25 protein-coding genes are annotated in these 23,978 nt (G+C 61.8%); 5 read left to right on the plus strand and 20 right to left on the minus strand.

The features are described 5' to 3' along the window. Positions 1-8: 8 nt before the first annotated feature. From metG to lepB, 6 genes are all read right to left on the minus strand, one after another. Entirely contained in the window at positions 9-2,006 is a 1,998-nt protein-coding gene (gene metG, locus RIN49_RS03570) for a methionine--tRNA ligase (protein WP_309118781.1), read from the minus strand. Between the two features lie 415 nt (positions 2,007-2,421). After that, complete coding sequence (gene yidD, locus RIN49_RS03575; RefSeq protein WP_309118912.1) at positions 2,422-2,646, minus strand: membrane protein insertion efficiency factor YidD; 225 nt, start codon at positions 2,644-2,646, stop codon at positions 2,422-2,424. Then, positions 2,646-3,086, minus strand: coding sequence for a Fur family transcriptional regulator (locus tag RIN49_RS03580; protein ID WP_309118782.1), 441 nt, complete (start codon positions 3,084-3,086; stop codon positions 2,646-2,648). Before RIN49_RS03580 ends, yidD begins: the two co-directional genes overlap by 1 nt. Before the next feature lie 185 nt (positions 3,087-3,271). Next, positions 3,272-4,294: a Gfo/Idh/MocA family protein gene (locus RIN49_RS03585; protein WP_309118783.1), complete on the minus strand. Its 1,023-nt coding sequence runs from the start codon at positions 4,292-4,294 to the stop codon at positions 3,272-3,274. 72 nt (positions 4,295-4,366) lie between these two features. Continuing rightward, the gene (locus RIN49_RS03590; protein ID WP_309118784.1) at positions 4,367-5,848 is read right to left on the minus strand and encodes an amidase; all 1,482 of its coding nucleotides are present in this window, start codon (positions 5,846-5,848) and stop codon (positions 4,367-4,369) included. A 34-nt stretch (positions 5,849-5,882) separates the two neighbouring features. Continuing rightward, positions 5,883-6,431, minus strand: a complete 549-nt coding sequence (gene lepB, locus RIN49_RS03595) for a signal peptidase I (RefSeq protein ID WP_309118785.1) — start codon at positions 6,429-6,431, stop codon at positions 5,883-5,885. Between the two features lie 170 nt (positions 6,432-6,601). On the opposite strand from lepB, the gene RIN49_RS03600 reads away from it, so the two are divergent. After that, complete coding sequence (locus RIN49_RS03600) at positions 6,602-6,820, plus strand: hypothetical protein (RefSeq protein ID WP_309118786.1); 219 nt, start codon at positions 6,602-6,604, stop codon at positions 6,818-6,820. Between the two features lie 100 nt (positions 6,821-6,920). On the opposite strand, the gene RIN49_RS03605 is transcribed toward RIN49_RS03600, so the two are convergent. The 10 genes from RIN49_RS03605 to RIN49_RS03650 form a co-directional block, all read right to left on the minus strand. After that, positions 6,921-7,058, minus strand: coding sequence for a DUF4023 domain-containing protein (locus RIN49_RS03605; RefSeq protein WP_309118787.1), 138 nt, complete (start codon positions 7,056-7,058; stop codon positions 6,921-6,923). Between the two features lie 85 nt (positions 7,059-7,143). Beyond that, complete coding sequence (locus RIN49_RS03610; protein ID WP_309118788.1) at positions 7,144-7,968, minus strand: inositol monophosphatase family protein; 825 nt, start codon at positions 7,966-7,968, stop codon at positions 7,144-7,146. Beyond that, complete coding sequence (locus RIN49_RS03615) at positions 7,955-8,722, minus strand: 5-oxoprolinase subunit PxpA (protein ID WP_309118913.1); 768 nt, start codon at positions 8,720-8,722, stop codon at positions 7,955-7,957. The genes RIN49_RS03610 and RIN49_RS03615 overlap by 14 nt, the downstream gene beginning before the upstream one ends. A gap of 19 nt (positions 8,723-8,741) precedes the next feature. Next, complete coding sequence (locus RIN49_RS03620; protein WP_309118789.1) at positions 8,742-9,746, minus strand: 5-oxoprolinase subunit C family protein; 1,005 nt, start codon at positions 9,744-9,746, stop codon at positions 8,742-8,744. Beyond that, positions 9,743-10,486: a 5-oxoprolinase subunit PxpB gene (pxpB, locus tag RIN49_RS03625; protein WP_309118790.1), complete on the minus strand. Its 744-nt coding sequence runs from the start codon at positions 10,484-10,486 to the stop codon at positions 9,743-9,745. The genes RIN49_RS03620 and pxpB overlap by 4 nt, the downstream gene beginning before the upstream one ends. Further along, positions 10,483-10,947: a VanZ family protein gene (locus tag RIN49_RS03630; RefSeq protein WP_309118791.1), complete on the minus strand. Its 465-nt coding sequence runs from the start codon at positions 10,945-10,947 to the stop codon at positions 10,483-10,485. The genes pxpB and RIN49_RS03630 overlap by 4 nt, the downstream gene beginning before the upstream one ends. A 79-nt stretch (positions 10,948-11,026) precedes the next feature. Then, positions 11,027-12,067, minus strand: a complete 1,041-nt coding sequence (locus RIN49_RS03635) for a glycosyltransferase (protein ID WP_309118792.1) — start codon at positions 12,065-12,067, stop codon at positions 11,027-11,029. Positions 12,068-12,123: 56 nt separating this feature from the next. Then, on the minus strand, positions 12,124-12,576 hold the full coding sequence (locus RIN49_RS03640) for a hypothetical protein (protein ID WP_309118793.1): 453 nt from the start codon (positions 12,574-12,576) through the stop codon (positions 12,124-12,126). Between the two features lie 11 nt (positions 12,577-12,587). Continuing rightward, positions 12,588-13,376 carry a hypothetical protein gene (locus tag RIN49_RS03645; protein WP_309118794.1) on the minus strand — a complete coding sequence of 263 codons (789 nt, stop codon included), beginning with the start codon at positions 13,374-13,376 and terminating at the stop codon, positions 12,588-12,590. Positions 13,377-13,506: 130 nt separating this feature from the next. Then, a complete protein-coding gene (locus RIN49_RS03650) occupies positions 13,507-15,681 on the minus strand; it encodes a bifunctional 2',3'-cyclic-nucleotide 2'-phosphodiesterase/3'-nucleotidase (RefSeq protein ID WP_309118795.1) in 2,175 nt (724 codons plus the stop codon). 177 nt (positions 15,682-15,858) lie between these two features. Here RIN49_RS03650 and RIN49_RS03655 point away from each other — a divergent pair, with 177 nt between their 5' ends. The 4 genes from RIN49_RS03655 (at position 15,859) to phnC (ending at position 19,293) form a co-directional block, all read left to right on the plus strand. After that, positions 15,859-16,743 (plus strand): LysR substrate-binding domain-containing protein, encoded by an 885-nt coding sequence (locus tag RIN49_RS03655; RefSeq protein ID WP_309118796.1) that lies wholly within the window; start codon positions 15,859-15,861, stop codon positions 16,741-16,743. Positions 16,744-16,863: 120 nt separating this feature from the next. Further along, positions 16,864-17,751, plus strand: a complete 888-nt coding sequence (gene phnD, locus RIN49_RS03660; RefSeq protein WP_309118797.1) for a phosphate/phosphite/phosphonate ABC transporter substrate-binding protein — start codon at positions 16,864-16,866, stop codon at positions 17,749-17,751. Positions 17,752-17,767: 16 nt separating this feature from the next. Then, a complete protein-coding gene (gene phnE / locus RIN49_RS03665) occupies positions 17,768-18,526 on the plus strand; it encodes a phosphonate ABC transporter, permease protein PhnE (protein WP_309118798.1) in 759 nt (252 codons plus the stop codon). Between the two features lie 17 nt (positions 18,527-18,543). Beyond that, on the plus strand, positions 18,544-19,293 hold the full coding sequence (phnC, locus tag RIN49_RS03670) for a phosphonate ABC transporter ATP-binding protein (RefSeq protein ID WP_309118799.1): 750 nt from the start codon (positions 18,544-18,546) through the stop codon (positions 19,291-19,293). 546 nt (positions 19,294-19,839) lie between these two features. Here phnC and RIN49_RS03675 read toward each other — a convergent pair. From RIN49_RS03675 to RIN49_RS03690, 4 genes are read right to left on the minus strand one after another with little or no spacing between them, the layout of a single operon-like run. Beyond that, positions 19,840-20,685, minus strand: a complete 846-nt coding sequence (locus RIN49_RS03675) for an AraC family transcriptional regulator (RefSeq protein ID WP_309118800.1) — start codon at positions 20,683-20,685, stop codon at positions 19,840-19,842. A 55-nt stretch (positions 20,686-20,740) separates the two neighbouring features. Next, positions 20,741-21,817 (minus strand): Gfo/Idh/MocA family protein, encoded by a 1,077-nt coding sequence (locus RIN49_RS03680; RefSeq protein ID WP_375295204.1) that lies wholly within the window; start codon positions 21,815-21,817, stop codon positions 20,741-20,743. Positions 21,818-21,836: 19 nt separating this feature from the next. Continuing rightward, on the minus strand, positions 21,837-23,009 hold the full coding sequence (locus tag RIN49_RS03685) for a Gfo/Idh/MocA family protein (RefSeq protein WP_309118801.1): 1,173 nt from the start codon (positions 23,007-23,009) through the stop codon (positions 21,837-21,839). Positions 23,010-23,043: 34 nt separating this feature from the next. Beyond that, positions 23,044-23,895 (minus strand): sugar phosphate isomerase/epimerase family protein, encoded by an 852-nt coding sequence (locus tag RIN49_RS03690; RefSeq protein ID WP_309118802.1) that lies wholly within the window; start codon positions 23,893-23,895, stop codon positions 23,044-23,046. Between the last annotated feature and the right edge of the window lie 83 nt (positions 23,896-23,978).

Here is a 23,978-nt window from a genome sequence, read left to right on the forward strand (position 1 = left end):
AAATGTTACTATTTAACCTTCGCTCCGTTCGGAATTTCGCCATCGATCGTCGCAAGCGTCAGCATATCGCCGGCCGACGCCGCAAGAATCATGCCCTGCGACAGCTCGCCGCGCAGCTTGACCGGCTTCAAGTTCGTCACGCAAATAATCTTCTTGCCGACGAGCGCTTCGGGCTTGTAATACATCGCGATGCCCGAGACGACCTGACGACGCTCCGTTCCGAGATCGAGCTGAAGCTTCAGGAGCTTATCGGCCTTCGGCACCGGCTCGGCGGCGACGATCTGCGCGACTCGCAGCTCGACCTTGGCGAACTCGTCGATGCCGATGAGCGCGACGCCCTCCGGTTGTTCGCCGAGCGGCGATTCGCCCTTCGGCGTCTCCGCCTTCGGCTGCGGCGCTTCCGCGGGCGCCGGGGCCGCGGAGCCGCCGCTGATTTTGGACGCGAGGTACGCGACTTCCGCTTCCGCGTCCAGACGCGGAAACATCGGCTCCGCTTTGTTCACCTTCGTGCCGCTCGGCAGCTTCCCGAACGTCGCGGCGCTCTCCCAATCGAAGTCCGTCTCCGCAAGGCCGAGCTGCGCCTGCATCGCCGCCGGCGTCGCGACCATGAACGGCCGAATGAGCACCGAGACGATGCGCAGGCTTTCCGCCAGATGGTACATTACGGAGCCGAGCTGCTCGCGCTTGCCTTCTTCCTTGACGAGGCTCCACGGCTGCGTCTCGTCGATATACTTGTTCGTGCGCGAGATCAGCTGCCAGATCGCGGTCAGCGCCACGGAGAACTGCATCGCGTCCATCGCTTCCTCGACCTTGCGGACCGTCTCGGTCGCCGTCTCGACGAGCGAAGCGTCGAACTCCGTCGCGTTAGGCGCGTAAGCCGGGATCTTTCCGTTGAAATATTTGTCGATCATCACGATCGTCCGGTTCAGCAAATTGCCGAGGTCGTTCGCCAAATCGTAGTTGATCCGCTCGATGAAGCCTTCCGGCGTGAACGTTCCGTCCGTACCGAACGGCACCTCTCTCATCAAGAAGTAGCGCAGCGCATCCAGACCGTACTTATCGATGAGAACGACGGGATCGATGACGTTGCCCTTCGACTTCGACATTTTGCCTTCTTTCGTCACGAACCAGCCGTGCGCGAACACCTTCTTCGGCAGCGGCTCCCCGAGCGCCATCAACATGATCGGCCAATAGATCGTGTGGAAGCGGACGATCTCCTTGCCGACCAAGTGCACGTCCGCCGGCCAGTAGTTCCGGTACAACGTACCGTCGCCCGAGCCGTAGCCTAACGCGGTAATATAATTCGACAGCGCGTCGATCCAGACGTAGACGACATGCTTCGGATCGGACGGCACCTTCACGCCCCAATCGAACGTCGTCCGCGACACCGCCAAGTCCTCGAGGCCGGGCTTGATGAAGTTGTTGATCATCTCGTTTTTGCGCGACTCCGGTTCGATGAAGCCGGGGTTTTGTTCGTAAAATTGCAGCAGCCGATCCGCATACTTGCTCATCCGGAAGAAATAGCATTCCTCCCGCACCTTCTCGACCTCGCGGCCGCAGTCCGGACATTTGCCATCCACGAGCTGCCGCTCCGTGAAGAACGCCTCGTCCGGCGTGCAATACCAACCCTCGTACGTGCCGAGGTAGATGTCGTCTTGATCCAGCAATTGTTGGAAAATGCGTTCGACCGACCGCTTATGCCGCTCCTCGGTCGTGCGAATGAAATCGTCGTGCGTAATTTGCAGCTTCGTCCACAAATCTTGAATGCCGGCGACGATGACGTCGACGTATTGCTGCGGCGTAACGCCTTTCTCCTTCGCCTTGCGTTCGATCTTCTGCCCGTGCTCGTCGGTGCCGGTCAGGAAGCGCACGTCGTAGCCGCGCAGTCGCTTGTACCGCGCCATGACGTCGGCCGCGACGGTGCAGTATGCGTGGCCGATATGCAGCTTGTCGCTCGGATAATAGATCGGGGTCGTGATGTAGAAGGTTTTCCGTGGTTCGCTCATGTTTTCGATTCCTCCATATGCATAATAAAAAGCCCCCGTCCCGATCAAGGGACGAGAGCCGATTGCGCTCACGCGGTACCACCCAAGTTCCCGAAGAGCTCGCGCCGCTTCGGCTTGTCGAGTTCGACGATGCGCCGAACTGAAGCTCCGTTAACGCCGGATGACGTGCCCGCCTTGCGCGACGAATCGTGGATTCGAGTCCGCTCGACGGCCATTTCTCCGAGACCATCTTCCGGATTCCGATTATGCCGGCTTTCACCTGTCCCGGCTCTCTGCGATAATCGAACGCTCCGTACTCATCTCATCATGGAAACGATTGTGTGTATTTACTCAACACTATAGTGGTCCGGCTTTCGGAAGTCAAGCGAGCCGTGCCGGCTCTTGCGCGGATGCCTCCGTCGAGGGGCGAATGCCCCTACCTCTCCCGCTTCGGCGGGACGGGATCGACTCCCCCGGGATGGAACGGATGACAGCGCGCGATTCTCTTGGCCGCCAGCCATCCGCCCCGCAGCGGCCCGTGCACGTCGATCGCCTCGAGCGCGTACGCGGAGCAGCTCGGGTAATAGCGGCACATCGGCGGCAGCAGCGGCGAGATCGCCTTGCGATATACGTGGATCGGCGCCTTGACGATGCTTCGCATCATCGCTCGGCCCCTCCGGCCTCCGCTTGCGGACCGCACGCTTCGCAGTAACCGAACAACTCGAACTTATGCTTCACGACGTTGAAGCCTTGCGGCAGCTCCACTTGAATGTCCAGCGGACAGAACGGGACGGCATACGTCTTCTCGCAATGCAGGCAGATCGCATGATGATGGTGCCCGTGCTCCCGGCAGTGCGCCTTGAACTTCACCCCGTCCTCGAAGACGAATTGCTCGAGCACGTCCATCTCCTGCAGCACTCGCAAATTGCGGTACACCGTATCGAAGCTGAGCCCGCCGTACGTCTTGCCCATTTCCTCGTATACGTCCTTCGCGGACAAATAGCCCGGCGCCTCTGCGAACAGCCGCGCCAACGTGCGGCGCTGGTCGGTCACGCGAAGCCCGCGCTTCGACATCGCATCGATCATCTCTTGCGCCAGCATGCTTGGTTCCTCCGCTCTCCTGAGAATAGTACTTTAATTGTGCACGAAAATGACGTTCCCGTCAAAGCGGCGGCCGCCTTTTCCGATGGATATCCGCGAAGGACGCCCCTCCGTCCCCACCAATAGAAAAAGCTCCGCGCGATCCGGACGACCCGGAGCGGGGAGCTTGCTTGCGCGAAAGAGGCTTACGTTACTTTGACGATCGTGCCCTTCGCTTGGGATTCCATCGCGGCCAAGATCACCGCCAGCGACTTCGCGCCTTCTTCGCCGGAGATCGAAGGCGGCGTCTTCGTTAGAATCGAAGCGACGAACGCATCGATGACGCCGCTCGCCAGCTGCTTTTCGTTCGTTGAGATGCCGCCGACTTTATGCTTCTCCACCGAACCGTCGCGCAGCTCGACGATGACTTGGTCGTCCGGGTCCGTGCCGATCTTCATGACGCCGTTCTCGCACCAGAGCACCGTGCTGTTGTCCTCGCCGCGGTAGTACGTCCAGGATGCGACGAGCGTGCCGATCGCGCCGCTCTTCATGCGCAGAATGCATGTCGCGTTATCGTCGACGTCCGTGTCTTCCTTGTGCAGCGTGCCTACGAAGGCGCCTACGTCCTCCACCTCGTCGTCCAACATCCACCGGATCAAGTCGGCCTTATGTACGCCGAGATCGCCCATCGCGCCGACGTACGCCTTGGACTTCTGGAAGAACCAGCCGCCCTTGCCCTCGACGCTCCAGCCCTCCGGCCCCGGATGACCGAACGACGTGCGGAACGTCAATACGTTGCCGAGCTTGCCGGATTTCAAAATTTCCTTCGCCTTCGCGTGAGGCGGCATATACCGTTGGTTGTGTCCGATCATCAAATACACGCCGTTCTTGCGCGCCGCGTCGATCATCTGCCGCGCTTCTTCCGCGGAGACGGCCATCGGCTTCTCGCACAGGACGTGCGCGCCCGCGTTCGCCGCGTCGATCGAAACCGCCGCGTGCAGCGCGTTCGGCGTGCAGACGCTGACCGCGTCGGGTTTCTCCGCCGCGAGCATCGCATTGTGGTCCGTGTACACGTTGCCGCCGTACTGCGTCGACAGCTTCTGCGCGCGCTCGGCGACGGGATCGACGAAGGCGACGAGCTCGACGTCTTCGCGGGCCGCATATTCGGGGACGTGGCGATGAATGGCGATCGAACCGCATCCGATGACGGCGACTCTAAGTTTCGACATGGTTGTGAACCTCCTTGTACTCGTTCGTTCCTATCATAACAAAACCGTTCCTCGAATGCATAACGGCCCGTCCTACTCGCCGGCGAACCCGTCGGGCGCGCGGCGATGCTTCGTCGCTTGTTCGAACGCGTACGCGAAGCGGATCAAGTCGGGCTCGGAGAAGGCGCCCGCCGTGAACGTAAGACCGACCGGATCGCGGCCGGCGAACCCCGCGGGCACGGTGACGAGGGGATAGCCCGCCTTGCATGCGATGCCGCAGCCCCAATTGTTCGGGAAGACGAGCGCGTCGAGGCGATGTTCGGCCAGAACGAAGTCGATGCCTTGCGTTCGAGAACGTTCCAAATCGGCGCGCCGCGCTTCGACGTATTCGGGATCCAGCAACGTACCGGACGTCGCCTGCGACTCGATCAAGACGGACTGCCCGTATTTGAGCGCCCGATCGGCATGCCTCTCGTTGTAGGCGATCAGCTCCTCCAACGAATGGACGGGGACGTGCGGACCGAGTCGGGACAAATAGGCGTTCAAATCCGGTTTGAACTCGTATTTCAGGACGACGTAGTCCCACTCGTCGCCTTCCGACGGGATCGAAACGGGATCGACGACGACCGCGCCCGCCGCGCGAAGAGCGGCGATCCCTTCCTCCATGCGGACGGCCGTCTCCTCGGGAAGCTCCTTATAGTAGGCCCGCGGGACGCCGATTCGCGCGCCGCGAAGCCCATCGGCGTCGAGGTAAGCGGTATAGTCGAGCGGCGGCCGACCCTCGAGGGCGGACGTCGCCGCATCGGCGGGATCGGCGCCGGCGATCGCCGTAAGCACCGCCGCCGCGTCGGCCACCGTGCGCGCGATCGGCCCCGCCGTGTCTTGGCTGTGCGCGATCGGAATGATGCCGGTGCGCGAGACGAGCCCGATCGTCGGCTTGATGCCGACGGCGTTATGCTGACTCGCCGGAGAGATGATCGAGCCCGACGTCTCGGTTCCGATCGCCGCGGCGGCGAAGCTCGCCGCGACCGCTGCGCCGGAGCCCGAGCTCGAGCCGCCGACGAACGCGACGCCCGGATGATAAGGATTTAATACTTGTCCGCCTCTGGAACTGTAACCGGAAGGCATATTTTCCGCCATGAAGTTGGCCCACTCCGTCATGTTCGTCTTCCCGAGCGGAACCGCCCCCGCTTGCCGCAGCTTGGCGGCGACGAAGGCGTCCTCGTCCGCGAACGACTCGGCCAAGGCGACCGACCCCGCGCTCGTATGCATCCGGTCGGCCGTGTCGATGTTGTCCTTCAGCAGAATCGGAATGCCGTGCAGCGGTCCGCGAACCGTTCCTTCCGCGCGCTCCCGGTCCCTCTCCCTCGCGATGCGCGCCGCGTCGGGATTCAACTCGAGGACCGAGTTGATGCTCATGCCTTCCCGATCCAGCTCCCGAATCCGTTCGATGTAAAGAAGAACGAGCCGTTCGCTCGTCGTTTCGCCTCGGCGCAGCGCGTCCCCGAGTCCGGCGATGGAACGTTCGACCAGCCAGCGGTTCGAAAGCGTACTCTCAGGATGCCTGTCGTTCATGTCGCAGCCTCTCTCGATTCTAGTGTGTAAAATCCTAGTATGTAAAAATGACCTTGCCGATCACGTTCTCGCGCGGGATGCTTCCGATGATGCGGCTGTCCGTGCTGTTGTTGCGGTTGTCGCCCATGACGAACAGCTTCCCTTCCGGAACGACGACGGGCTCGGGCGCGGCTTGCATCGGTTCCAGTACGTACGGCTCGTCCACAGGCGTCCCGTTGCGGATGACTTGCCCGTCCCGAAACTCCAGCTTGTCTCCGGGCTTGCCGACGATGCGCTTCACCCACAGGTACTCCGCCTCATCCCCGCGCAGCCGGGCGATCAGCGGATGCTCCAGCACCGGGTCGAGCCAAGAACGAGGTTCGCCGATCCGGCTGTCGATAATGACGATGTCTCCGTAATCGTAAGCGGACTGAATTTTCAACGCGAACGTCGAATCGGCATTGTGCAGCGTCGGCAGCATCGACTCTCCCTTGACCTGGAACGCCTGTAGGACATAGGAATTTATCAAAATCGCGGCGACGACCGCGACGACCCCCGTCTTGCCCCAATCCCACGCCGCATGCAAGAACTTCTTACCGAACATGTGTTTTACCGCCGCCTTTTGTATAAATTCTCATTTATGTATTCGGGCCGTCCCGGAAAAATTCCTTCCCCGCGAACAACCGTCGAAATAATGGAAATTATCCCTTCACAACCGAACGAATGTTTGCTATACTCAATACAAACAAACGTTCCCATAAGGCGGTGTATCCCATGACAACAAAGCTGCAGAATTATCGATTCATCGAGCGAGGTTACGATTACACGTTCCGGTTTTATCCGAACGGCACGGTCACCATTTTCGACAACGCTACGAACGCTACAATTCGGCCGAAGGAGTTGTCGGGCGCGCCGCTCGATTTTTTCGCTAAGAAGAAGATCCAATTCATTAAGAACAAGCTCATCGAGGCGAATCGCAGCGCGGCCGGCTGACCTTCCCCCCGACGCATGCGGAAGAGCCCCGCAGGACGCTCGGCGCCTCCCGTTCGGGTCGGCGGCTTCGAGGGTCGAGCGGGGCTCGCGTTCGTTGCGATTAGTCTCCTCTGCCTTTGCGATGCTGATGGTTCGGCAGTTTTTCATCCGGATGATTCGCGCCTTGCAGCTTTCTGTTCTTCTCGTCCTTCGCTTGCGTCTCGTGAACCTTCCGTACGAATTCGGACGTATCCGACATCGTGGCTCCCCCTCCTTCGTTCGCCTTCGTTGCCGCGTCGCCTTGCGACCCGCGGTACGATTAGCGTTCTGCCGGAAGAGCAGTTTTATGCGGAAGAGGCGTCTTTCGCGAGTCGTAGCAGCTGCTCCGGAACATCCCCGCGCCCGGCGACGAGATAAGGAGACTCGTCCATTCCGTCGAACGGCGTACCGTCGAAGCGGAGAACGGCCGCCCCCGCTTCTTTCGCGATCAAGACGCCCGCGTATAGATCGTCTCCCTCGGAATCGTACAATACGATGCCGTCGAGCTGCCCGCGGGCCAACATCGTCCACAGCAGCGCGGGGGCCCATAATCGCAGCGCGCGCTTGCACGATTCGTCCAGCAGCGATTTCAGCCGCATCGCTCCCGGTTCCTTCTGGACTCGGTGTCCTTGGATCCAGCCGACCGTCCGATTCCGAAGCGGCTTCACCGTCCCGGCGCCCGACGCGTCGAGCGGCACTCCGTTGCAGGTTGCCCCCTGCCCCGCGACGGCGGCGTACATCCGTTCGGTGACCGACTCGTACACGACGCCGACGACGGGCTCCTTCCGATACAGGAGCGTAATCGCAACCCCGAAGGCGGGTAGGCCGATCGCGAAGTTGTTCGTCCCGTCGAGCGGATCCACGAGCCAGAGCCAGTCGCCTTCGACGCCGCTCCAGCCGGTCTCCTCGCTGCGGATCGCGTCGTGCGGGAACGAGGCGCGGATCGTCTCGAGAATGAGACGCTCCGCCTCGACATCCACATCCGTGACGAGATCGCCGTGCTCGTCCTTCTCCGTAACGTCGTATGTCGTCAAGAACCGTTCCTTCGCGTACCGGCCCGCGGCTTCGGCCGCGGCCGTCGCGACTTGCTTCGCCCGGCGGAGCTTTTCTTCCCGCTCAAGTCGTTCCATGCGTTCCCCTCCCGATTCGTATGCCTGCAGCCGCCAAGGCGGCGCGGATCGCATCCGCGGTTTCCGCCGCATGAGGACCGTCGCCGTGAATGCAGATCGTATCGACTTTGAGGGATACGACCTGCCCGTCGCTCGCGATCGCCTCCCCGTCTCTTGCGAGCCGCAGCGCCTGTTCCGCCGCGGCGGACGGGGTATCGAGGACGGCGCCCGGCATGGAGCGCGGCAGCAAGGCGCCATCGCTCCGGTATGCGCGGTCGGCGAACGCCTCTTCCCACACGGGTACCGAGGCGGCGCGTCCCGCGGCGACCAGCCGGCCGCCCGACAGCCCGACGAGCGTCAGCCCGCCCGTCCGCGCGGCGGCGCGGGCGAGCGCCTCCGCGACCGAGTCGTCCGTTTCGGCCATATGGTACAGCGCCCCGTGGGGCTTGACGTGTTCGACGCGTCCGCCCTCCGCTGCCGCGATCGCTTGCAGCGCGCCGATCTGGTACAGCGCAATATCGTACACGTCGTCGGGAGACAGCGCCATGGCGCGCCGGCCGAAGCCCTGCAAGTCCGGCAGACCCGGATGGGCGCCGATCCGCACGCCGTGCGTCAAGCACGTTCGCACCGTGCGGCGCATAACCGTCGCGTCTCCGGCATGGAAGCCGCAGGCGACGTTCGCCGAGCTCACGCGCCGAAGCAAGGCGTCGTCGTCGCCGAGGCGGTACGCGCCATAGCTTTCGCCCGTATCGCAGTTCAGATCGATTTCGACGATCATGTGTCTCTCTCCCTTTCTACCTGTTCCTCTCGCGTTCCGCCCAACGCACGCGGTACCGCAGCCAACGAAGCCGATGCATTCGTTCGATCCATACGGCGCTTGCCTCCTCCGGAGCGATCAGCCGGAACCGGACGACGTCGCCGGGCCTCGCCTGCGCAAGACATCCTGCGTCGGCCGCCGCGATCTGCAGCATTCTCGGATACCCGCCCGTCGTCTGCCGGTCGGCCATTAACGCGATCGGTTGGCCGTCGGGCGGCACCTGCACCGTACCGAACGTCACCGCCGACGACAGCAAGCTCGCCCCGCCCGCAAGCTGCGGCGGACGGACCGGCCGTAGCCGATAGCCCATCCGATCCGACTCGGCGCGAACGACGCAGGTCCATTCGCCGGCCTCGATCGCCCGGCGCGTCACCGCGTCGAAGCGTTCCCATTCCGCGCCGGGCATCGCGCGGACGACGCGCTCGCCCGCGACGGCCGGCGCGGAGAAGCGCCACGGCTCGCCGAGAAACCAGCTTGCCGCTTCATAGGGGCCGCGCGGACGGCGGCCCGCCGCGACGGGCGCCGTCGGCAGCGCGTCGCCGTCGGCCAACGGTCGGCCGGAGGCGCCCGGAAGCGCGTCCCGCGGCACGGTCGAGCGGCTGCCGAGCGCCACGGCCGTCCGGAAGCCGCCCGCGACCGCAAGGTAGGCGTATCGCCCGACTCGCGCCGATCCGAAGCGCAGCTCGGAGCCTGCCGGCACGTCGACGGGACGCCACATCGGAAGCGGTTCGCCGTCGACGGTCGGCGACAAGTCCGCGCCGCACACGGCGATCGTCAAGTCGGCGGCCGCCTCGTAGATCCCGCCTGCGAACGTCAGCTCCATAACCGCCGCATCGTCTCCGTTGCCGACCAACGCATTGGCGGCGGCGAAGGACGCGGCGTCCATCGGTCCGCCGACGGGAACGCCGTAGCGCTGCCACCCGCGCCTCCCGCCGTCCTGCACGGTCGTCCACAACCCGGGCTTTCGCACGAGCAGCGTCACGAGTGCCACCCCCTCTCTCGCATGCCCCGCTCCAGCTCCTCGTGAGCGATCGGCTCGAACGTCACTGTGTCGCCGATTTCCAGCAGGCTAGGCGCGGCCCGTTCCGCGTCGAACAGAAGCGCAGCCGTCCGGCCGATTAAGCGCCAGCCTCCCGGGCTCGCCGCGGGATAAATGCCGGTCTGCCGCCCCGCCACCGCGACGCTGCCCCGCGGCACGACCGCGCGAGGCGTATCGAGCCGCGGCGCGAAGAGGGGCTCCGGGAGCCCGCTCAGGTACGGGAACCCCGGCAGAAATCCGATCATGGACACGGTATGTCGCGCTCCGGCGTGCAACGAGGCGGCCGCCTCCGCGGCGAGCCCGCTCCCTGACGCCACCGCCGGCAAATCCGGGCCGCACCGCTCGCAATAACAGACGGGGATACGCACCGTCTTCCCGTCTCTCTCCGCGGCGTCCGGCTGCAACCGGTCGATCCGTTCCTCCAGCCATCGGCGAACGGCCTCGTGCGGCGTCGAACCGTCCCCGGCGAACCCTTGATCGATCATCGAGAGCGCATCGAAATAAACGCACACCGACGCATACGCGGGCACTACCTCGATAAACCCCGGGAACGGCGCCGTCTCGAGCTCTCGCGACAGCCGAACGACTTGTCGATGCGTCCCCGGATCGAACGTTTCCCCGAACGAGACGATCATCGCTTGCTCGCCGAACGCGACGACGACGGGGCGCGTCGTTCGATTCACGGAGCTCCCCCCGATCGGCTGCGCCGGCGCCATAACGCATATGCGGCATACCCGCAGCAAGCCCCCAAGCTATTCAAGATGAAGTCGTCCACATCGAAGCTTCCGACCCGAAAAACAAGCTGGAGCAGCTCGGCCACGAACAGACCGGACAAGAACGCGGCAAGCATGCCGAGCAGCGACCGGCAACGCTTCAGCAGCGCGGGCAGAAGCAGCCCGTACGGAATGAAGACGCCGACGTTGCCGAACAAGTTGATCGCCCACGTCCCGGTGTTGAACGCATTCGAGTGAAACACGTACCGATGAATCGTATCGAACGGAACGAGATTCCATCGATACTCGAGAGCTTGCCCGCCGGGCAGCGTTCGTCCGAATCCGAGAAGCATCATATAAAGCAAAAAGGCAGTATAAACGCCGAATAGGCCCCATACTACCTTCTTGTCGATTCGTATCGCGTAAAACATGCGTTCCACCTCGCCGTCCCAAGTCGTCTGCTTCCATTGTAGCCCAACGGAGGCGAGGGTTCTATTGTTTTTTCGAAGCTTACTGCAGCGCTTCGGCGGAGGCGCGCTCCTCCGCGTGAACCGCCGGCGCGCCCGCTCGCTGCCGATGGAGCTCGCCTCGGGAAGCGCCGGCCGTCGCTTCGATGAAATACGGCGGCCGCCGCTTCGTCTCCTTATACACCTTCCCCACATATTCCCCGACGATGCCGAGGCTGATCAGTTGGATGCCGCCGAGCAGCCAAGCCGTCAGCATCATGGACGTCCAGCCGGGCACGGCGGCGCCTCGGCCGTGCGAGTAAAGCGCATACGCCCCGGCCAGCATGCCCGCCGCGAACACCGTCAGACCGGCCGCCATGACGAGCCGGATCGGCGCGACGCTCAGCGACGTGATGCCGTTCCAAGCGAACGAAATCATCTTGCGCAGCGGATACTTCGACTCGCCCGCGAAACGCGCGTGCCGGTCGTACGTCACGACCGAGGAAGGCAGTCCGAGCTGCGGAATGAGTCCCCGCAGGAACAGATTCGACTCCCGATAGCAGGCAAGCTGCTCCAGCGCCTTCGCGCTCATCAGCCGATAATCGGCGTGGTTGTGAATGACGGGCGTGCCCATCCGACGCATCAACCGGTAAAACAGGACCGCGGTCCATCGTTTGAACGGGGTGTCTTCCTTCCGCGCCGCGCGCACCCCATAGACGATGTCGCTGCCTTGGCGATACGCTTCCACGAAATCGCCGAACGCCTCCACGTCGTCCTGCAAATCCGCGTCGATCGAGATGACGCAATCGGCGTCGTCCTTCGCGTGCATCAAACCGGACAAGAGCGCGTGTTGATGACCCACGTTGCACGCCAGCTTCAGGCCGCGCACCGCGGCGTCCCGCTCGTGATAAGCGGCGATGATCGGCCACGTGCTGTCGGCGCTCCCGTCGTCGACGAACAACATATAGCTGTCCGGCGCGATGCTTCCTTGCCCGCTCAGCCGGTCGAGCTGCTGCCGTATCCGGCGGATCGTCTCCGGCAACACGGCTTCTTCGTTGTAACATGGGACGACGACGGCCAATACGGGACGCATTTTACGGTTCAAACCAATTCCTCCTACAACGTCGAGTTCAAAGTTTCGTACGTACGATTCCGGCGTCTTCAAGACACTACCGCGACGCCAAGCGCCTGATGCCGCCACAAGGTGTCGGCCACTCGGTCCGCTTGATGCGGCTCGCAATCGACGACCAAGACGACTTCGCCGCCTTTCTTCCGAGCGGACCTGCGCCTTCGCCTGCGAGTCAGCGACCAGTCGATGAGAAAGCCGACGGTAAAGCCTCCCGCTGCGCCGATCAGCCCCCAATACACAGGCCCCCAGGCGAGCGTCATGCCAAGAGAGGCCGTGACGACGGAGACGGCGGCGCCGAGCGCCATTCCGGCGTCGATCAGCGATTCTCCGTCCGAACGATACATCGTATCGACTAGCGTGCGGCCGCTAGGACGCGTCTCCAACGGTACGGCGATCAAGCGCTTGCGATCGATGCCCTGCTGCTCCAGTTCGGCCAACGCGATCTCGATATACGTGGAGTAATGGAAGGATGCGATGACGTGCAATTCGACTCTCCTCAACTTTCCTTCGTCTTCAAGCTCGGGAGCGCTTCTTTCGAGCCGTACACGTTCCGGAAGTGCTGCTTCAATTCCAGGTCGAACAGCTTGTTGGATTCTACGGTACTGACATAAGCGTCGTACGCCGTAAAACAATAGATCGACGGGATAAACATAAACCACTCCCAATCGATCTCGGCAAGCGCTATATCGATCTGTCCGAGGAGCGAATAATAAAACACGATGTACAGCTTCGAGTAATAGACGAACACGATCCAAGTGACCGTGGCGAACAACGCGTTCACGATCCGATGCGCGTAAAAATACCCCATGCCCGGCCCGAGCAGCGACCATGCGAAGGCGATCCAAGGCTTCCGCTTATCCAAATAATTGATCTCGAACGGCCCGAGACAGAAGCTGCGGATCGGCGCGTTCTCGTGCCTGGCGAGCATCGTGAACTTGTTCATGTCCACGCATGTCCGGTAGCTGTCGTAGATCGTAAACAAATACACCGGCGCGTACAGCGCCATCCACCTCAGATCGAGCACCGCCTTGGCCTGCTCGATCTGTCCGTTAAACGAATATACCATCGCCATGTTCAGCTGAGACTTCGTGTTGACGAACATCTCCCAGATGAAGAGCAGAAATCCCCGCATGTATTTTTGCAGCAACAGATGTCCCGTTCCCGGGAACGCCGCCGACCACCAAGCGACGACCCACGGGTTGCGGAAATGCATATGCGTCGTTCCGAACATGCTGATTTCCGCGATTTTCCGGCGGAACGTCCGCCGATCCCTGCGCATCGCCATGGCGCTCCCCCCGTTATGGTTCACCGTTGGTATTTTTTGCTGTCGCGTCCATTTTCATGCGTTCTCCTCCCTCGAAAATGAAAAAGAAAACCCGAGGGTTTCCCCCCGGGTCGAATCAGGCCGAATCGTCTTACTTGGTCGGAATGACGAGCACTTGTTTCGGATAAATCAGATTCGGATTTTTCAGTTGGTTGCGATTCGCGATTTGCTGCCAAGCGACGCCGTACGTTTTCGCGATTTTCGTAAGGTTGTCCCCCGGTTTCACGACGTAAGATTGCTCTGCGTCCGGCGTTGGAGCAGGCGCTGGCGTAGGCTCAGCCGCTTGCGCCGACTTGCCGCTCAAGACGACGCGGTATTCCGCATAGCCGTCGGCCGTCTCGCCAAGGTATTGCAGCGTATCCATCGACTTCGCGAACGCGGCCGCGGCCGGGGACGTCGTGAACGTCACCTTCGCCGAACCGAACGTGTTCGCCAGCTTCCAGTTGCCGTCCGCCGACGGGTTGATCGTTCCGTTGTCGCGGATGTAGTCGATGACCGCTTGGCGGTTCTCGTCCGGCGCCTTCACGATAATGCGTTGGCCGTCCGGATTGGCGCGAAGCGAGGACGAAGCGCGGTAGTTGTTCGTCGCGACGACGAACTTCTGCTCCGGATCGATCGGTTTGCCGTTATATTGCAGGTTGACGACGCGATGCGAATCCGGATTCGCGAGCTCCTTGCCGCTCGCGTCGTAGCGAGGCGGCTGCGTCACGTCGAGCTCGTACGTGACGCCGTCGATGACGTCGAAGTTGTACGTCGGGAACGCAGGATCCACGAGCGGCTGCGCCTCCGCGGAAGCCGGATCGATCGTCAGAAATTGTCCCGCCGTCCACTCGAGCCACTCCTTCACTTCCGCGCCCGTCAGCCATACCGCGTGCACCGTGTTCGAGTACAGGTACAGGTCCGCCACGTTCTTAATCGCGAGCGGTCCCGCGGGGATGTTCGTATAATAGTTCGGACCTTGACGGCCGCCCGCCTTGAACGGAGCGCCCGCGGATAAAATCGGCAGACCTTCGTAGTCCGTGCCTTGCAGCGCCTTCTCGATATAAGCGGTCTGCGCATCCGTTACGATCTGAATCGAAGGGTCGTCCTGCAGCAGCGCGAAGAAGCTGGTGATCGGAGCCGACGTCTCGCCGACCGGACCTCGAACGTATTCGATCGTCGCGTGATGCTCGGCTTCCACCGCTTCCACCACGGCCGGATCGGCTTCGACGAGCGCTGTCTTCGCCGTCGCGTCGTAAATTTCCCTCAGCTCGACCTTCGAATCCGACACCGTCCATTCGCCGTCGACTTGGGTGAGCACAAGGTCCACGACGCCGAGATGGTTGCCCCAGAATCCCGGCATCGCGGCGGCCACGCCGTTGATGGTACCCTTTTCCAAATCGATGCCCGGCGTATTCGCGAAGGACGGATCCGGGAAGTTCTTGTGCGCATGTCCGAACAGGATGACGTCGATGCCCGGCACTTCGCTCAGGTAGTATGTCGCGTTTTCCATATTGTCGGTTTGCGGGACGGTTTCGAAGCCGGAGTGCGGGATCGCCACGACGATGTCCGCGCCTTCTTCCTTCATCTTGGGTACGAGCGCTTCCGCCGTCTTAATGATGTCCTTCGCGACGACCTTCCCCTCCAGATGGGCCTTGTCCCATGCCATGATTTGCGGAGGAACGAAGCCGATGACGCCGACCTTGATCGTATGCTTGTTCCCCGCTTCGTCGACGACTTCGCGGTCGAGAATAAGGTACGGATGCTCGAAATAATGACGGTCGTTCGATTCGTCCGCGTCGCCGTCATCGACGTATACGTTCGCGTTCACATATGGGAAATCCGCGCCTGCGAGCGACGTAGCCAGGAAATCTAAGCCGAAGTTGAATTCGTGGTTTCCGATGTTGCCCGCGTCGTATCCGAATAGATTCATAGCTTTATAGACCGGATGAGTCTCGCCTTGCTGCAGCGGATCCACCTTGGCGACGTAATCGCCGAGCGGGTTGCCTTGAATGAGATCGCCGTTATCGAACAGCAAGCTGTTTTTCGCTTCCGCGCGAGCTTGCTTGATGAGCGTCGCGGTCTTAGCGAAGCCGTATTCGTCCGTCGGCTTGTCCGCGAAATAATCGTAGTTGACCATATTCGTGTGCAAATCCGTCGTTTCCAACACTCGCAGCTTGACGACCGGCCCGGTTTCCTCCGCCGCCGACGCCCATACCGGCACCGCCATTACGTTGAATGCCACTGTCGCCGCCAACACGCCTTGCTTCCATGTATTCTTGCGCATGCTCGCTTCCCCTCTCGGATCCATTCGCGTTTTTTGACCAACGTCCAGATTCTACCACATTTTTCTACTTATTTAAGTAGATTTACAAAAAGATTAGATTCCAACGCATGTCGGCTTTCAGACGTGTATACTACACTTAAGATCCTCGTGCGTAAAAAGGAAGTGACGCTTTTCGCCATGCAGCTGAAAAGATTGCAATCGTTCGTGAACATCGTCGATCGCCGCAGCTTTACGGAAGCGGCCGGCGCCCTCGGGCTAACCCCGTCCGCGCTGAGCAAGCAAGTCAAAGCGCTGGAGGACGAGCTCGGGCTCCCGTTGTTCCACCGTACCGGGGGCGTCGAGCCGACCGCGGCCGGGAGGCTCGTCTACGAGCGCGGGAAGGCGATGCTGGCCGAGTGGGATGCGCTCGCGGCCGAATGCCGTTCGCGCGCCGGCGTCCCCTCGGGAAAGCTCCGCATCGGCGCCTCGACGGTACCCGCTTCCTACTTGCTCCCGGCCATCGCGAAGCGGCTTATCGAGCGGTATCCGCATGTCGAGCTGTCGGTCGTCGAAGAAGGCTCGGACGCCGTATTGTCGCGGCTCGAGCAGCGGCACATCGACGTCGCGTTCGTCGGCGTTCGCCGCCCCTCCCCCGTCCTGCAATTCGTCCCGGTCGTTCCGGACATGCTCGTCGTCGTCGCGGCTGCGGATGCCGTCCTCGAACCTCAGACGGGGGACTCCGCCGGCGCCCGTCCGGATTGGACCGCGTTGCCCTTCGTCCTGCGGGAGGAAGGCTCCGGCACGCGGCAGGCGCTCGATCGGGCGCTCGCGGGGATCGGCCTGTCCGCGGCTAGTTTGAAGACGGCCGCGGTATCGTCCTCGACGGAATCGGCGATGGCGCTCGCCGAAGCCGGCGTCGGCGCCACGGTCGTCTCCCGTTGGGCGCTGTCGCTGCCGCGCGCGTTGCGGACGATCGCCGAGCTGCCGACCGACCGAAGCTTTTATGCCGCCTTCGAAGCGACTCGCGCGTCGGATCCGATGATTCGGTTGTTCCTCGACAACGCTGCCGAAATCTATAGGTAACGAAAAAGCGCCCTTCGCGTCTTTACAAATGCGAAGGGCGTTTGTTACAGTAATCGTTGAATATTTTTCATTAGGGTCGTGAATTTCAGGAAACCTACGAGAGACGGAGAGAAGAAGAGGATGACATTTTCCAAAACCGCATTACTGTCTTTATTATCCATTGTACTGGCGCTGACCGCCCTGGCCGGCTGCGCGGGATCGGGCGCCAAGGCGGACGAGCCGTTCAACATCGCCGTCATTCCCGTACAAACCGAAGGGCAGCTCGGCGAAGCGATGAAGAAGCTGCAGACGATTCTGTCCGACGCGCTTGACCGCGAAGTCGAGATTTCGGATTATCCGGATTATAACGGCGTCGTCGAAGCGATGAACTTCGGCCATGTCGATATGGCGTTCTTCGGTCCGCTGACTTACGTCGTCGCGCATCACAAGAGCGGCGCGGAAGCGATCGTCGTCCAATTGGTGAAGGGGAAGCCGCTCTATTATTCTTACATTATTACGCACAAGGACAACCCTTGGAATTCGCTCGACGAATTGTTCGCCGACCCGGGCGCCGTCTCGTTCGCTTTCGGAGACCCGAGCAGCACCTCCGGCTCGCTTGTGCCGGGCGTCGAATTGAAGGCGCGGGGCGTGCTCGTTTCGGAGACGGAATCGAAGCTGAAGGAAGTTCGCTATACGGGGTCGCACGATATTACGGCGATCGCGGTGCAGAATAAGGATGTGGACGCCGGCGCGATCGACAGCGCGATCTACGACAACCTCGTCGAACAAGGCACGATCGACGGGAATCAGTTCAAGGTGATTTGGCGATCCGATGAACTGTATCAATATCCATGGGCCGTCAAGAAAGGCACGGACGCCGAACTGATTAAGAAGCTGCAGGATACGTTCGTCTCTATTTCCGACGAGTCGATCTTGTCCGGCTTCGGCATCTCCGGCTTCGCGCCGACCAGCAACGAGGATTACGAGTCCATCCGCGTCGTCGCGGAACAAGAGGGCCGCCTCGAATAACGGAGGCTACGCAAGTATGCTTTGGCTCAAGAAAAGTACGGTCGCTTTAGGAACGGCGTTAGCGGTCCTGCTCGCCTTGAGTTGGATCGGGCTCGAGTTGGACGTCACGAAGTTCGCCGCGGCGGCGAATATCGTCGTCTTCCTGCGCAACGACTGGCTGCCTCCCGACTGGAGCGTACTCGGCGACGCGGTGCGGCTGTCGATCGATACGCTCATGATCGCCTTCCTGTCCACCTTCTTCGCCTTGCTCATCGCCCTGCCGCTCAGCTTTCTTGCGGCCGGCAACGTCGCGACACCATGGCTGAGGGGCGCCGTACGCGCGTTCCTCAGCTTTCTGCGTTCCGTCCCGGAGATCGTCTTCGGCTTGCTCTTCGTCGTCGCGGTCGGGCTCGGTCCGTTCCCGGCCGTCCTCGCCATCCTGCTTCATAACGTCGGCGTGCTCGGGAAGCTCGTTTCCGAATTGGTCGAAGCGGCCGATCCCGCGCCGCAGGAGGCCCTCCGCGCGGCGGGCGCGTCGCGCGGCATGGAGGCGCTGTACGGCATCTTGCCGCAGATCGCGCCGAACGTCGTCTCGCAATACTTTTATCGGTTCGAGGTCGCGATCCGCACATCCCTTATCTTGGGGTTCATCGGCGCCGGCGGCATCGGACAGCAATTGTTCATGCATTTTAAAATTTTCAAGTACGCCCAAGTGACGGTCGACGTAATCGTCATTATGGCGCTCGTCCTCCTCGCCGACGCGCTCAGCGCTTGGGCGCGAAGAAAAATGATATAAGAAAGGCGGCGTTGTTCATGACCGTTCGACTCCGGCGGGTAACCGTAGATTATGCCTCGGGCGGCGCCTTGCCTGCGCTACGCGGCGTGACGATCGACTTCCGCCCCGGCGAGATGACGGGCGTGCTCGGTCGCAGCGGCGCGGGCAAGTCGACGCTCATCCGCTGCATCAACGCGCTGGTCAAGCCATCGTCGGGTTCGGTCGAGATCGACGGCCGGGACGTGACGCGGCTCGGTCCGCGGGCGCTGCGCGATTGCCGCGCGGGCATCGGCATGGTGTTCCAGCAATTCGGGCTCGTCCCTCGCACGAGCGCGCTGACGAACGTGCTGCTCGGCGCGATCGGGCAGCGTCCGGCATGGCGCAATGCGCTCGGTTTTTTTAGCGCGCGAGAACGCGCCGCGGCGGCGGCCGCGCTGGAAGCGGTCGAGCTCGGCGGCTTCGGTCCGCGCCGCGTCGAGCAGCTCAGCGGCGGCCAGCGGCAGCGCGTCGCGATCGCGCGCGCGCTCGTGCAGCGCCCGACGGTCCTGCTCGCGGACGAGCCGGTGTCGAGCCTCGACCCGGTCACCTCGCGCGGCATCCTCGAGCTCCTCGCGCGCATTCACGGGGAGGACGCCCGCCGCGTCACCGTCGTCAACCTGCACGACGTCGAGCTCGCCCTCGCGTACTGCAATCGGATCGTCGGCTTACGCGAAGGCCGCGTCGTCTTCGACGGCCGCCCCGACGAGGTCGACGCTTCCGTGCGGCAGACGATCTACGGCGGCGCGTAACAGGAGTCGGAAACCTCCGACTCCACCGGCCCAGGGCAAGCGTTGGCTTATCGCTGAGTCCAAGGAGCCCCCGGGCCTCCCTCACGCTAATGGTCCCTCCCAACACCATCGCATGCCTAACGATTCTGTACTTGCTGAAGCTTTCTGAATCCCCCTCCCTCCCCTTCGCCGGTCCACTCATGATCATCTCTAACAGCCGACGGCAAACCCAAGGCTTCTCGTTGATGTCGTCAAACGCAAACCGGGCGATGCGCCAACCCACACCCTGCAAACTCGCGTCCCTTCTGCGTTCGTCCGCGAATCGTCGCCGTTACTTTTCCGCATCCCCGTAGTTTTCTTTCAAACGTCGGCGACGTTCTCCCGTGCTTGTTTCAAGATGATCCCGAAACCACGATTCGAATCGGTCCTCGAACATCAATGCCCCTCTCCCCTCCGGATACAAAGCGCAACAAAAAAAGCGCCGCAGGCCAAGAGGCCGACGGCGCATGCTTTGCGCGTAAAAGGCACTAACGATGATGATTTTCTACCACGCTCGGCGCTGCCCGCTCAACTCCGCCACGTACGGGGCGAGGCGGCGAGCGACCGCTTGTATTGCTCGGGCGCGCAACCCTCCCACTGCTTAAAGACGCGGCTGAAGTGCGATAAGTGCTTGAAACCGACGCGCTCGCTCACTTCGGAAACGGACAGCTCGCCGTCGATGAAGAACAACGTCTTCGCTTGATTGATCCGACGCTGATACAGAAACTGGAACACGGTCCAGCCGGTCCACGCCTTGAACACCCTGGCGAGATAATGCCGGCTGACATGCAGCTCTCGCTCCACGTCCTCCATCGAGACGTCCTCCGCGTAATGCGATTCGATGAAGTCGATCACGCGCTGCACATGATGCTCCCGCTCCGGTCGCGCGCCGTCGACGGCGTCCGCCGCCATGGGCGAACGGCAAAGCTCGCCCACGACGTACAGCAAGTCGATAAAACGCAGTAGGAACCGCTCGTAGGCGCGCTCCTCCGGCGAGTCCTGCAGCGCCGCCATATCCGCGAGCAGCCGCTCGACCTCGTCCTTCCGCGCCCCGGTCTGCATCCGATAATTGCGCAGCTCCTCGAACGGCCTCAGCAGCGGAGCGATATATTTCCGATTCATAAACTCGTGCAGAAACTCCGGCTGAAAATGAATCATGCTCCGCACATACGGCACTCGCGTATCCGGGTTCGGCGTGTGCAGCGTCATGCCGTGCATCAAGATCAAGTCGCCGGGCAACAGCGAGTAGACGTTCGGCCCGATGACGTAATTGCATCGTCCGCTGTGAAAGAAGAAGATTTCATAGTGAGGATGCGAATGGAACGTCATCTTCAACGGGTGATCTTTCCGATGTCCGAGCTCTACGGGTCTCATGTCCAGGGATCCTTCCCGAATCAGGCTTTCCCCCATTGTACAAGATCCGCCTCGCTTATTCTACCCGCTCGGCTTGCAGCTGCGCACGGACGCACAATTCGCCGGCCTTGAACGCGTGCGCTTGCGTCATCGCCTTCTCCGTTCGGTTCAGGCAATCCAAGATCAATTCGCCGAAGAACGGATACCCGACCTGGCCGCCGAGCGACAAGTGCTTCTCCCCTTCGCCGTTGACCAAGTATAGATGATCTCCCGATTTCTCCCGCGCAATATCGATGTACTTCCGAAGCTCGATATAGCCTTCCGTGCCGAGGATGATCGTCCGGCCGTCGCCCCACGTCCCGAGTCCGTTCGGCGTCAGCCAGTCGACGCGGAAGTAGTTGGTCGCGCCGTTGTCGCCGATAAGCGTCGCATCGCCGAAGTCCTCCAACTCCGGATAATCTTTGTTATGATAGTTCGCGACCTTGCTCGACGCGACCCGCGCGTCGGAGCAGCCCGCATAAAACAAGAACTGTTCGATCTGATGGCTGCCGATGTCGCACAGAATGCCGCCGTACTGCGCTTTCTTGAAAAACCAGTCCGGCCGCGACGGCGCATTCAATCGATGCGGCCCCGTGCCGATCACCTGCACGACGCGCCCGATCGCGCCGTCCGCGATCAGCTGCCCCGCGAACACCGCGCTCTCGACGTGCAGCCGTTCGCTGTAATACACCATATACTTCTGGCTGGTAGCGGTCGCGGCTTCCCGAGCCGCCTCCACCTGCTCGAGCGAAGTGAACGGCGTCTTATCCGTAAAGTAATCTTTGCCGTGCTCCATGACCGTAAGGCCGAGCGCGCATCGTTCGGAAGGGATCGCCGCCCCCGCCACGAGACGGACGTCGGCGTCCTGCAAAATTTCATCCAACGAACTAGCGACCCGTACGCCCGGGTATTTCGCCACGAACGCTTCGACCTTCTTCGGGTCGGGGTCGTACACCCACTTCAGCGTGCCGCCCGCCTCGACCAAGCCGTTGCATTGGCCGTAGATGTGACCGTGCTCGAGCGCCGTCGCGGCGAAGACGAATTCGCCCTTCTCCACGACCGGCTTCGGTTTCCCTTGCGGGGCATAGTTCATGCCGTCGTTTTTTTGCACCATTTTCCAATATCCCCCGCCCTTATGAATTGAACGTGCCGCCGACGCTCAGCACCTTGTCGCCCGAAGCCTCCGGCTTCTTGAACGTCGAAGCGCGAATACGCTCCTGTAGCAGCTCATAATACAGCTCTTCGTCGATCGGAAGATCGACCCAGTTGTCGGTCCAGGTAGACAGATGCATCGCGTTCGACAATGTGAGTCCCTTGATGCCTTCTTCCCCTGGGGCGATAAGCGGCGCGCCGTTCAGAATCGCGTCGACGAAGTTTTGCGTAATGCCCATATGTTCCGGACTCGTCCCCACGATCGGAACGTCGCATTTCCAACATTCCGGCTGCCCGAAGCCGCCCGTGTACGTCGCATTGAACTCCGGCTCGGACACGCGCAGACGCCAGAACGTCAGCTTGCCGTCTTCGATGACGATCTTGCCGCGGTCGCCCGTCACCTCGAACCGGTTCGTGCCCGGCGCTTCGCCGGTCGTCGTTACGAACACGCCGGTGGCGCCGTTCGCGTACTCGACATAGGCGGTTACGTCGTCCTCGACCTCGATGTCGCGGTACTTGCCGAAATGGCAGAACGCGCGGACGCGGGTCGGCATCATGCCGATCGTCCACTGCCATAGATCGAGCTGATGCGGGTCTTGGTTGATCAAGACGCCGCCGCCCTCGCCCGCCCACGTCGCGCGCCAGCCGCCCGAGTTGTAGTAGCTTTGCGAACGGTACCAGTTCGTGATGATCCAGTTCGTCCGCCGGACTTCCCCCAGCTCGCCGGAGGCGATCAGATCGCGCAGCTTCATATAGATCGGGTTCGTGCGTTGGTTGTACATGATGGAAAACACTTTCCCGCTCGCCGCCGCCGCTTCGTTCATGAGACGCACTTGCTTCGTATAGACGCCTGCCGGCTTCTCGATGAGGACATGCAGCCCGTGACGGAACGCGAGAATCGCGCATTCCGGGTGATCGTAGTGCGGCGTCGCGACGAGCACCGCGTCCACGAGGCCGGAGGCGAACATCTCCTCCGCGGATTCGAACGTCGCTAGTCCTTCGCCGAACGTCTCCTTCGCCTGCTGTCGCTTCGATTCGAACAAGTCGCTGACCGCCGTCAATACGGCGCCCTTCACTTTGCCTTCCGTAAGGTACTTCGCGTGCCCCCACCCCATGTTGCCCATGCCGACGATGCCGATTCTGACTTGGTTCATATGCTTGATCTCTCCCCGTTCGAAAATGGTATCCTTACGCTTGCTCCGCCAAGGAGCGAAACCAAACCGCATACGTCGCGAGCATCGTCTTCGTGTCGTGCGTGCCGCTGAAATCCTCGACGCCGAACCAACCGTCGTACCCGACGGACTTCAAATCGGCGAGCACCTGCTTCCAATCGACGATGCCCCGGTCCATCGCGACCCATCGGCATGTCCACGGCGCACCGGCGGTCTCCCCCGGGAACCAGCCCGCGTTCTTCACGTGCACGTGAGCGAGGTGCGGCCCGAGCAGCTCCAGTCCCATGCGGAAGTTCTCGTAGCCCTCGTGGATCAAGTTGCCGGGGTCGTACAGCACGCCGACGTGCTCTGGAGAAAACCGGCCGACGAGACGATGCGCAAGCGAAGCGCTTGCCGTGATCGTCTGGTGGTGCGTCTCGACGAGTCCCTTCACGCCGTACTTCTTCGACAGCGCCTCGACCGACTCCAGGTACGCAACCGCTTTCGAAAACAAGTCGTTATAATCGGCCGTGCGGTCGTACCGCGGTACGCCGACGCGGATCGCCTTCGCCCCGAGCCGCGCCGCATGGCGCATCGCCCGCTCGGTCCCTTCGACGTCGCCGGCGGTTAAATACGGCGTCAGCGCCGCCGTCGTCAAACCATGGCCGCGAACCGCTTCCGCGAGGGCGTCGAGCTCCTCGTCCGTCGTCGTCGCCGGGTCGATCGTACATAAGTTGTTGCCCCAGAAGGACGGGGCTTCGTTCCTCCGCTCCGGAGCCGTAGACGTATACCGCCATTCCAGACCGTCCAGACCGGCTTCCTTGGCGATCGGGATGAGCTCGGCCGGCGTTAGATCCGGCGTCGCGACCGTAAACACGGATAGCTTCATGTTCGTTACTCCTTTTCGTCCGTTCTGCTATTAACCTTACCATACGAACGCGACGATCGGGTTAACTCCGGGTGGGGAGTACG

The organism is Paenibacillus sp. (assembly GCF_031177825.1).
GTDB lineage: Bacteria > Bacillota > Bacilli > Paenibacillales > YIM-B00363 > Paenibacillus_AE.

Bases quoted from the DNA above. Each gene is read 5' to 3' on its own strand.
- metG (WP_309118781.1), bottom strand. From the start codon at position 2,006: ATGAGCGAACCACGGAAAACCTTCTACATCACGACCCCGATCTATTAT.
- yidD (WP_309118912.1), bottom strand. From the start codon at position 2,646: ATGCGAAGCATCGTCAAGGCGCCGATCCACGTATATCGCAAGGCGATC.
- RIN49_RS03580 (WP_309118782.1), bottom strand. From the start codon at position 3,086: ATGCTGGCGCAAGAGATGATCGATGCGATGTCGAAGCGCGGGCTTCGC.
- RIN49_RS03585 (WP_309118783.1), bottom strand. From the start codon at position 4,294: ATGTCGAAACTTAGAGTCGCCGTCATCGGATGCGGTTCGATCGCCATT.
- RIN49_RS03590 (WP_309118784.1), bottom strand. From the start codon at position 5,848: ATGAACGACAGGCATCCTGAGAGTACGCTTTCGAACCGCTGGCTGGTC.
- lepB (WP_309118785.1), bottom strand. From the start codon at position 6,431: ATGTTCGGTAAGAAGTTCTTGCATGCGGCGTGGGATTGGGGCAAGACG.
- RIN49_RS03600 (WP_309118786.1), top strand. From the start codon at position 6,602: ATGACAACAAAGCTGCAGAATTATCGATTCATCGAGCGAGGTTACGAT.
- RIN49_RS03605 (WP_309118787.1), bottom strand. From the start codon at position 7,058: ATGTCGGATACGTCCGAATTCGTACGGAAGGTTCACGAGACGCAAGCG.
- RIN49_RS03610 (WP_309118788.1), bottom strand. From the start codon at position 7,968: ATGGAACGACTTGAGCGGGAAGAAAAGCTCCGCCGGGCGAAGCAAGTC.
- RIN49_RS03630 (WP_309118791.1), bottom strand. From the start codon at position 10,947: ATGTTTTACGCGATACGAATCGACAAGAAGGTAGTATGGGGCCTATTC.
- RIN49_RS03645 (WP_309118794.1), bottom strand. From the start codon at position 13,376: ATGGCGATGCGCAGGGATCGGCGGACGTTCCGCCGGAAAATCGCGGAA.
- RIN49_RS03650 (WP_309118795.1), bottom strand. From the start codon at position 15,681: ATGCGCAAGAATACATGGAAGCAAGGCGTGTTGGCGGCGACAGTGGCA.
- RIN49_RS03655 (WP_309118796.1), top strand. From the start codon at position 15,859: ATGCAGCTGAAAAGATTGCAATCGTTCGTGAACATCGTCGATCGCCGC.
- phnD (WP_309118797.1), top strand. From the start codon at position 16,864: ATGACATTTTCCAAAACCGCATTACTGTCTTTATTATCCATTGTACTG.
- phnE (WP_309118798.1), top strand. From the start codon at position 17,768: ATGCTTTGGCTCAAGAAAAGTACGGTCGCTTTAGGAACGGCGTTAGCG.
- phnC (WP_309118799.1), top strand. From the start codon at position 18,544: ATGACCGTTCGACTCCGGCGGGTAACCGTAGATTATGCCTCGGGCGGC.
- RIN49_RS03675 (WP_309118800.1), bottom strand. From the start codon at position 20,685: ATGAGACCCGTAGAGCTCGGACATCGGAAAGATCACCCGTTGAAGATG.
- RIN49_RS03680 (WP_375295204.1), bottom strand. From the start codon at position 21,817: ATGGTGCAAAAAAACGACGGCATGAACTATGCCCCGCAAGGGAAACCG.
- RIN49_RS03685 (WP_309118801.1), bottom strand. From the start codon at position 23,009: ATGAACCAAGTCAGAATCGGCATCGTCGGCATGGGCAACATGGGGTGG.
- RIN49_RS03690 (WP_309118802.1), bottom strand. From the start codon at position 23,895: ATGAAGCTATCCGTGTTTACGGTCGCGACGCCGGATCTAACGCCGGCC.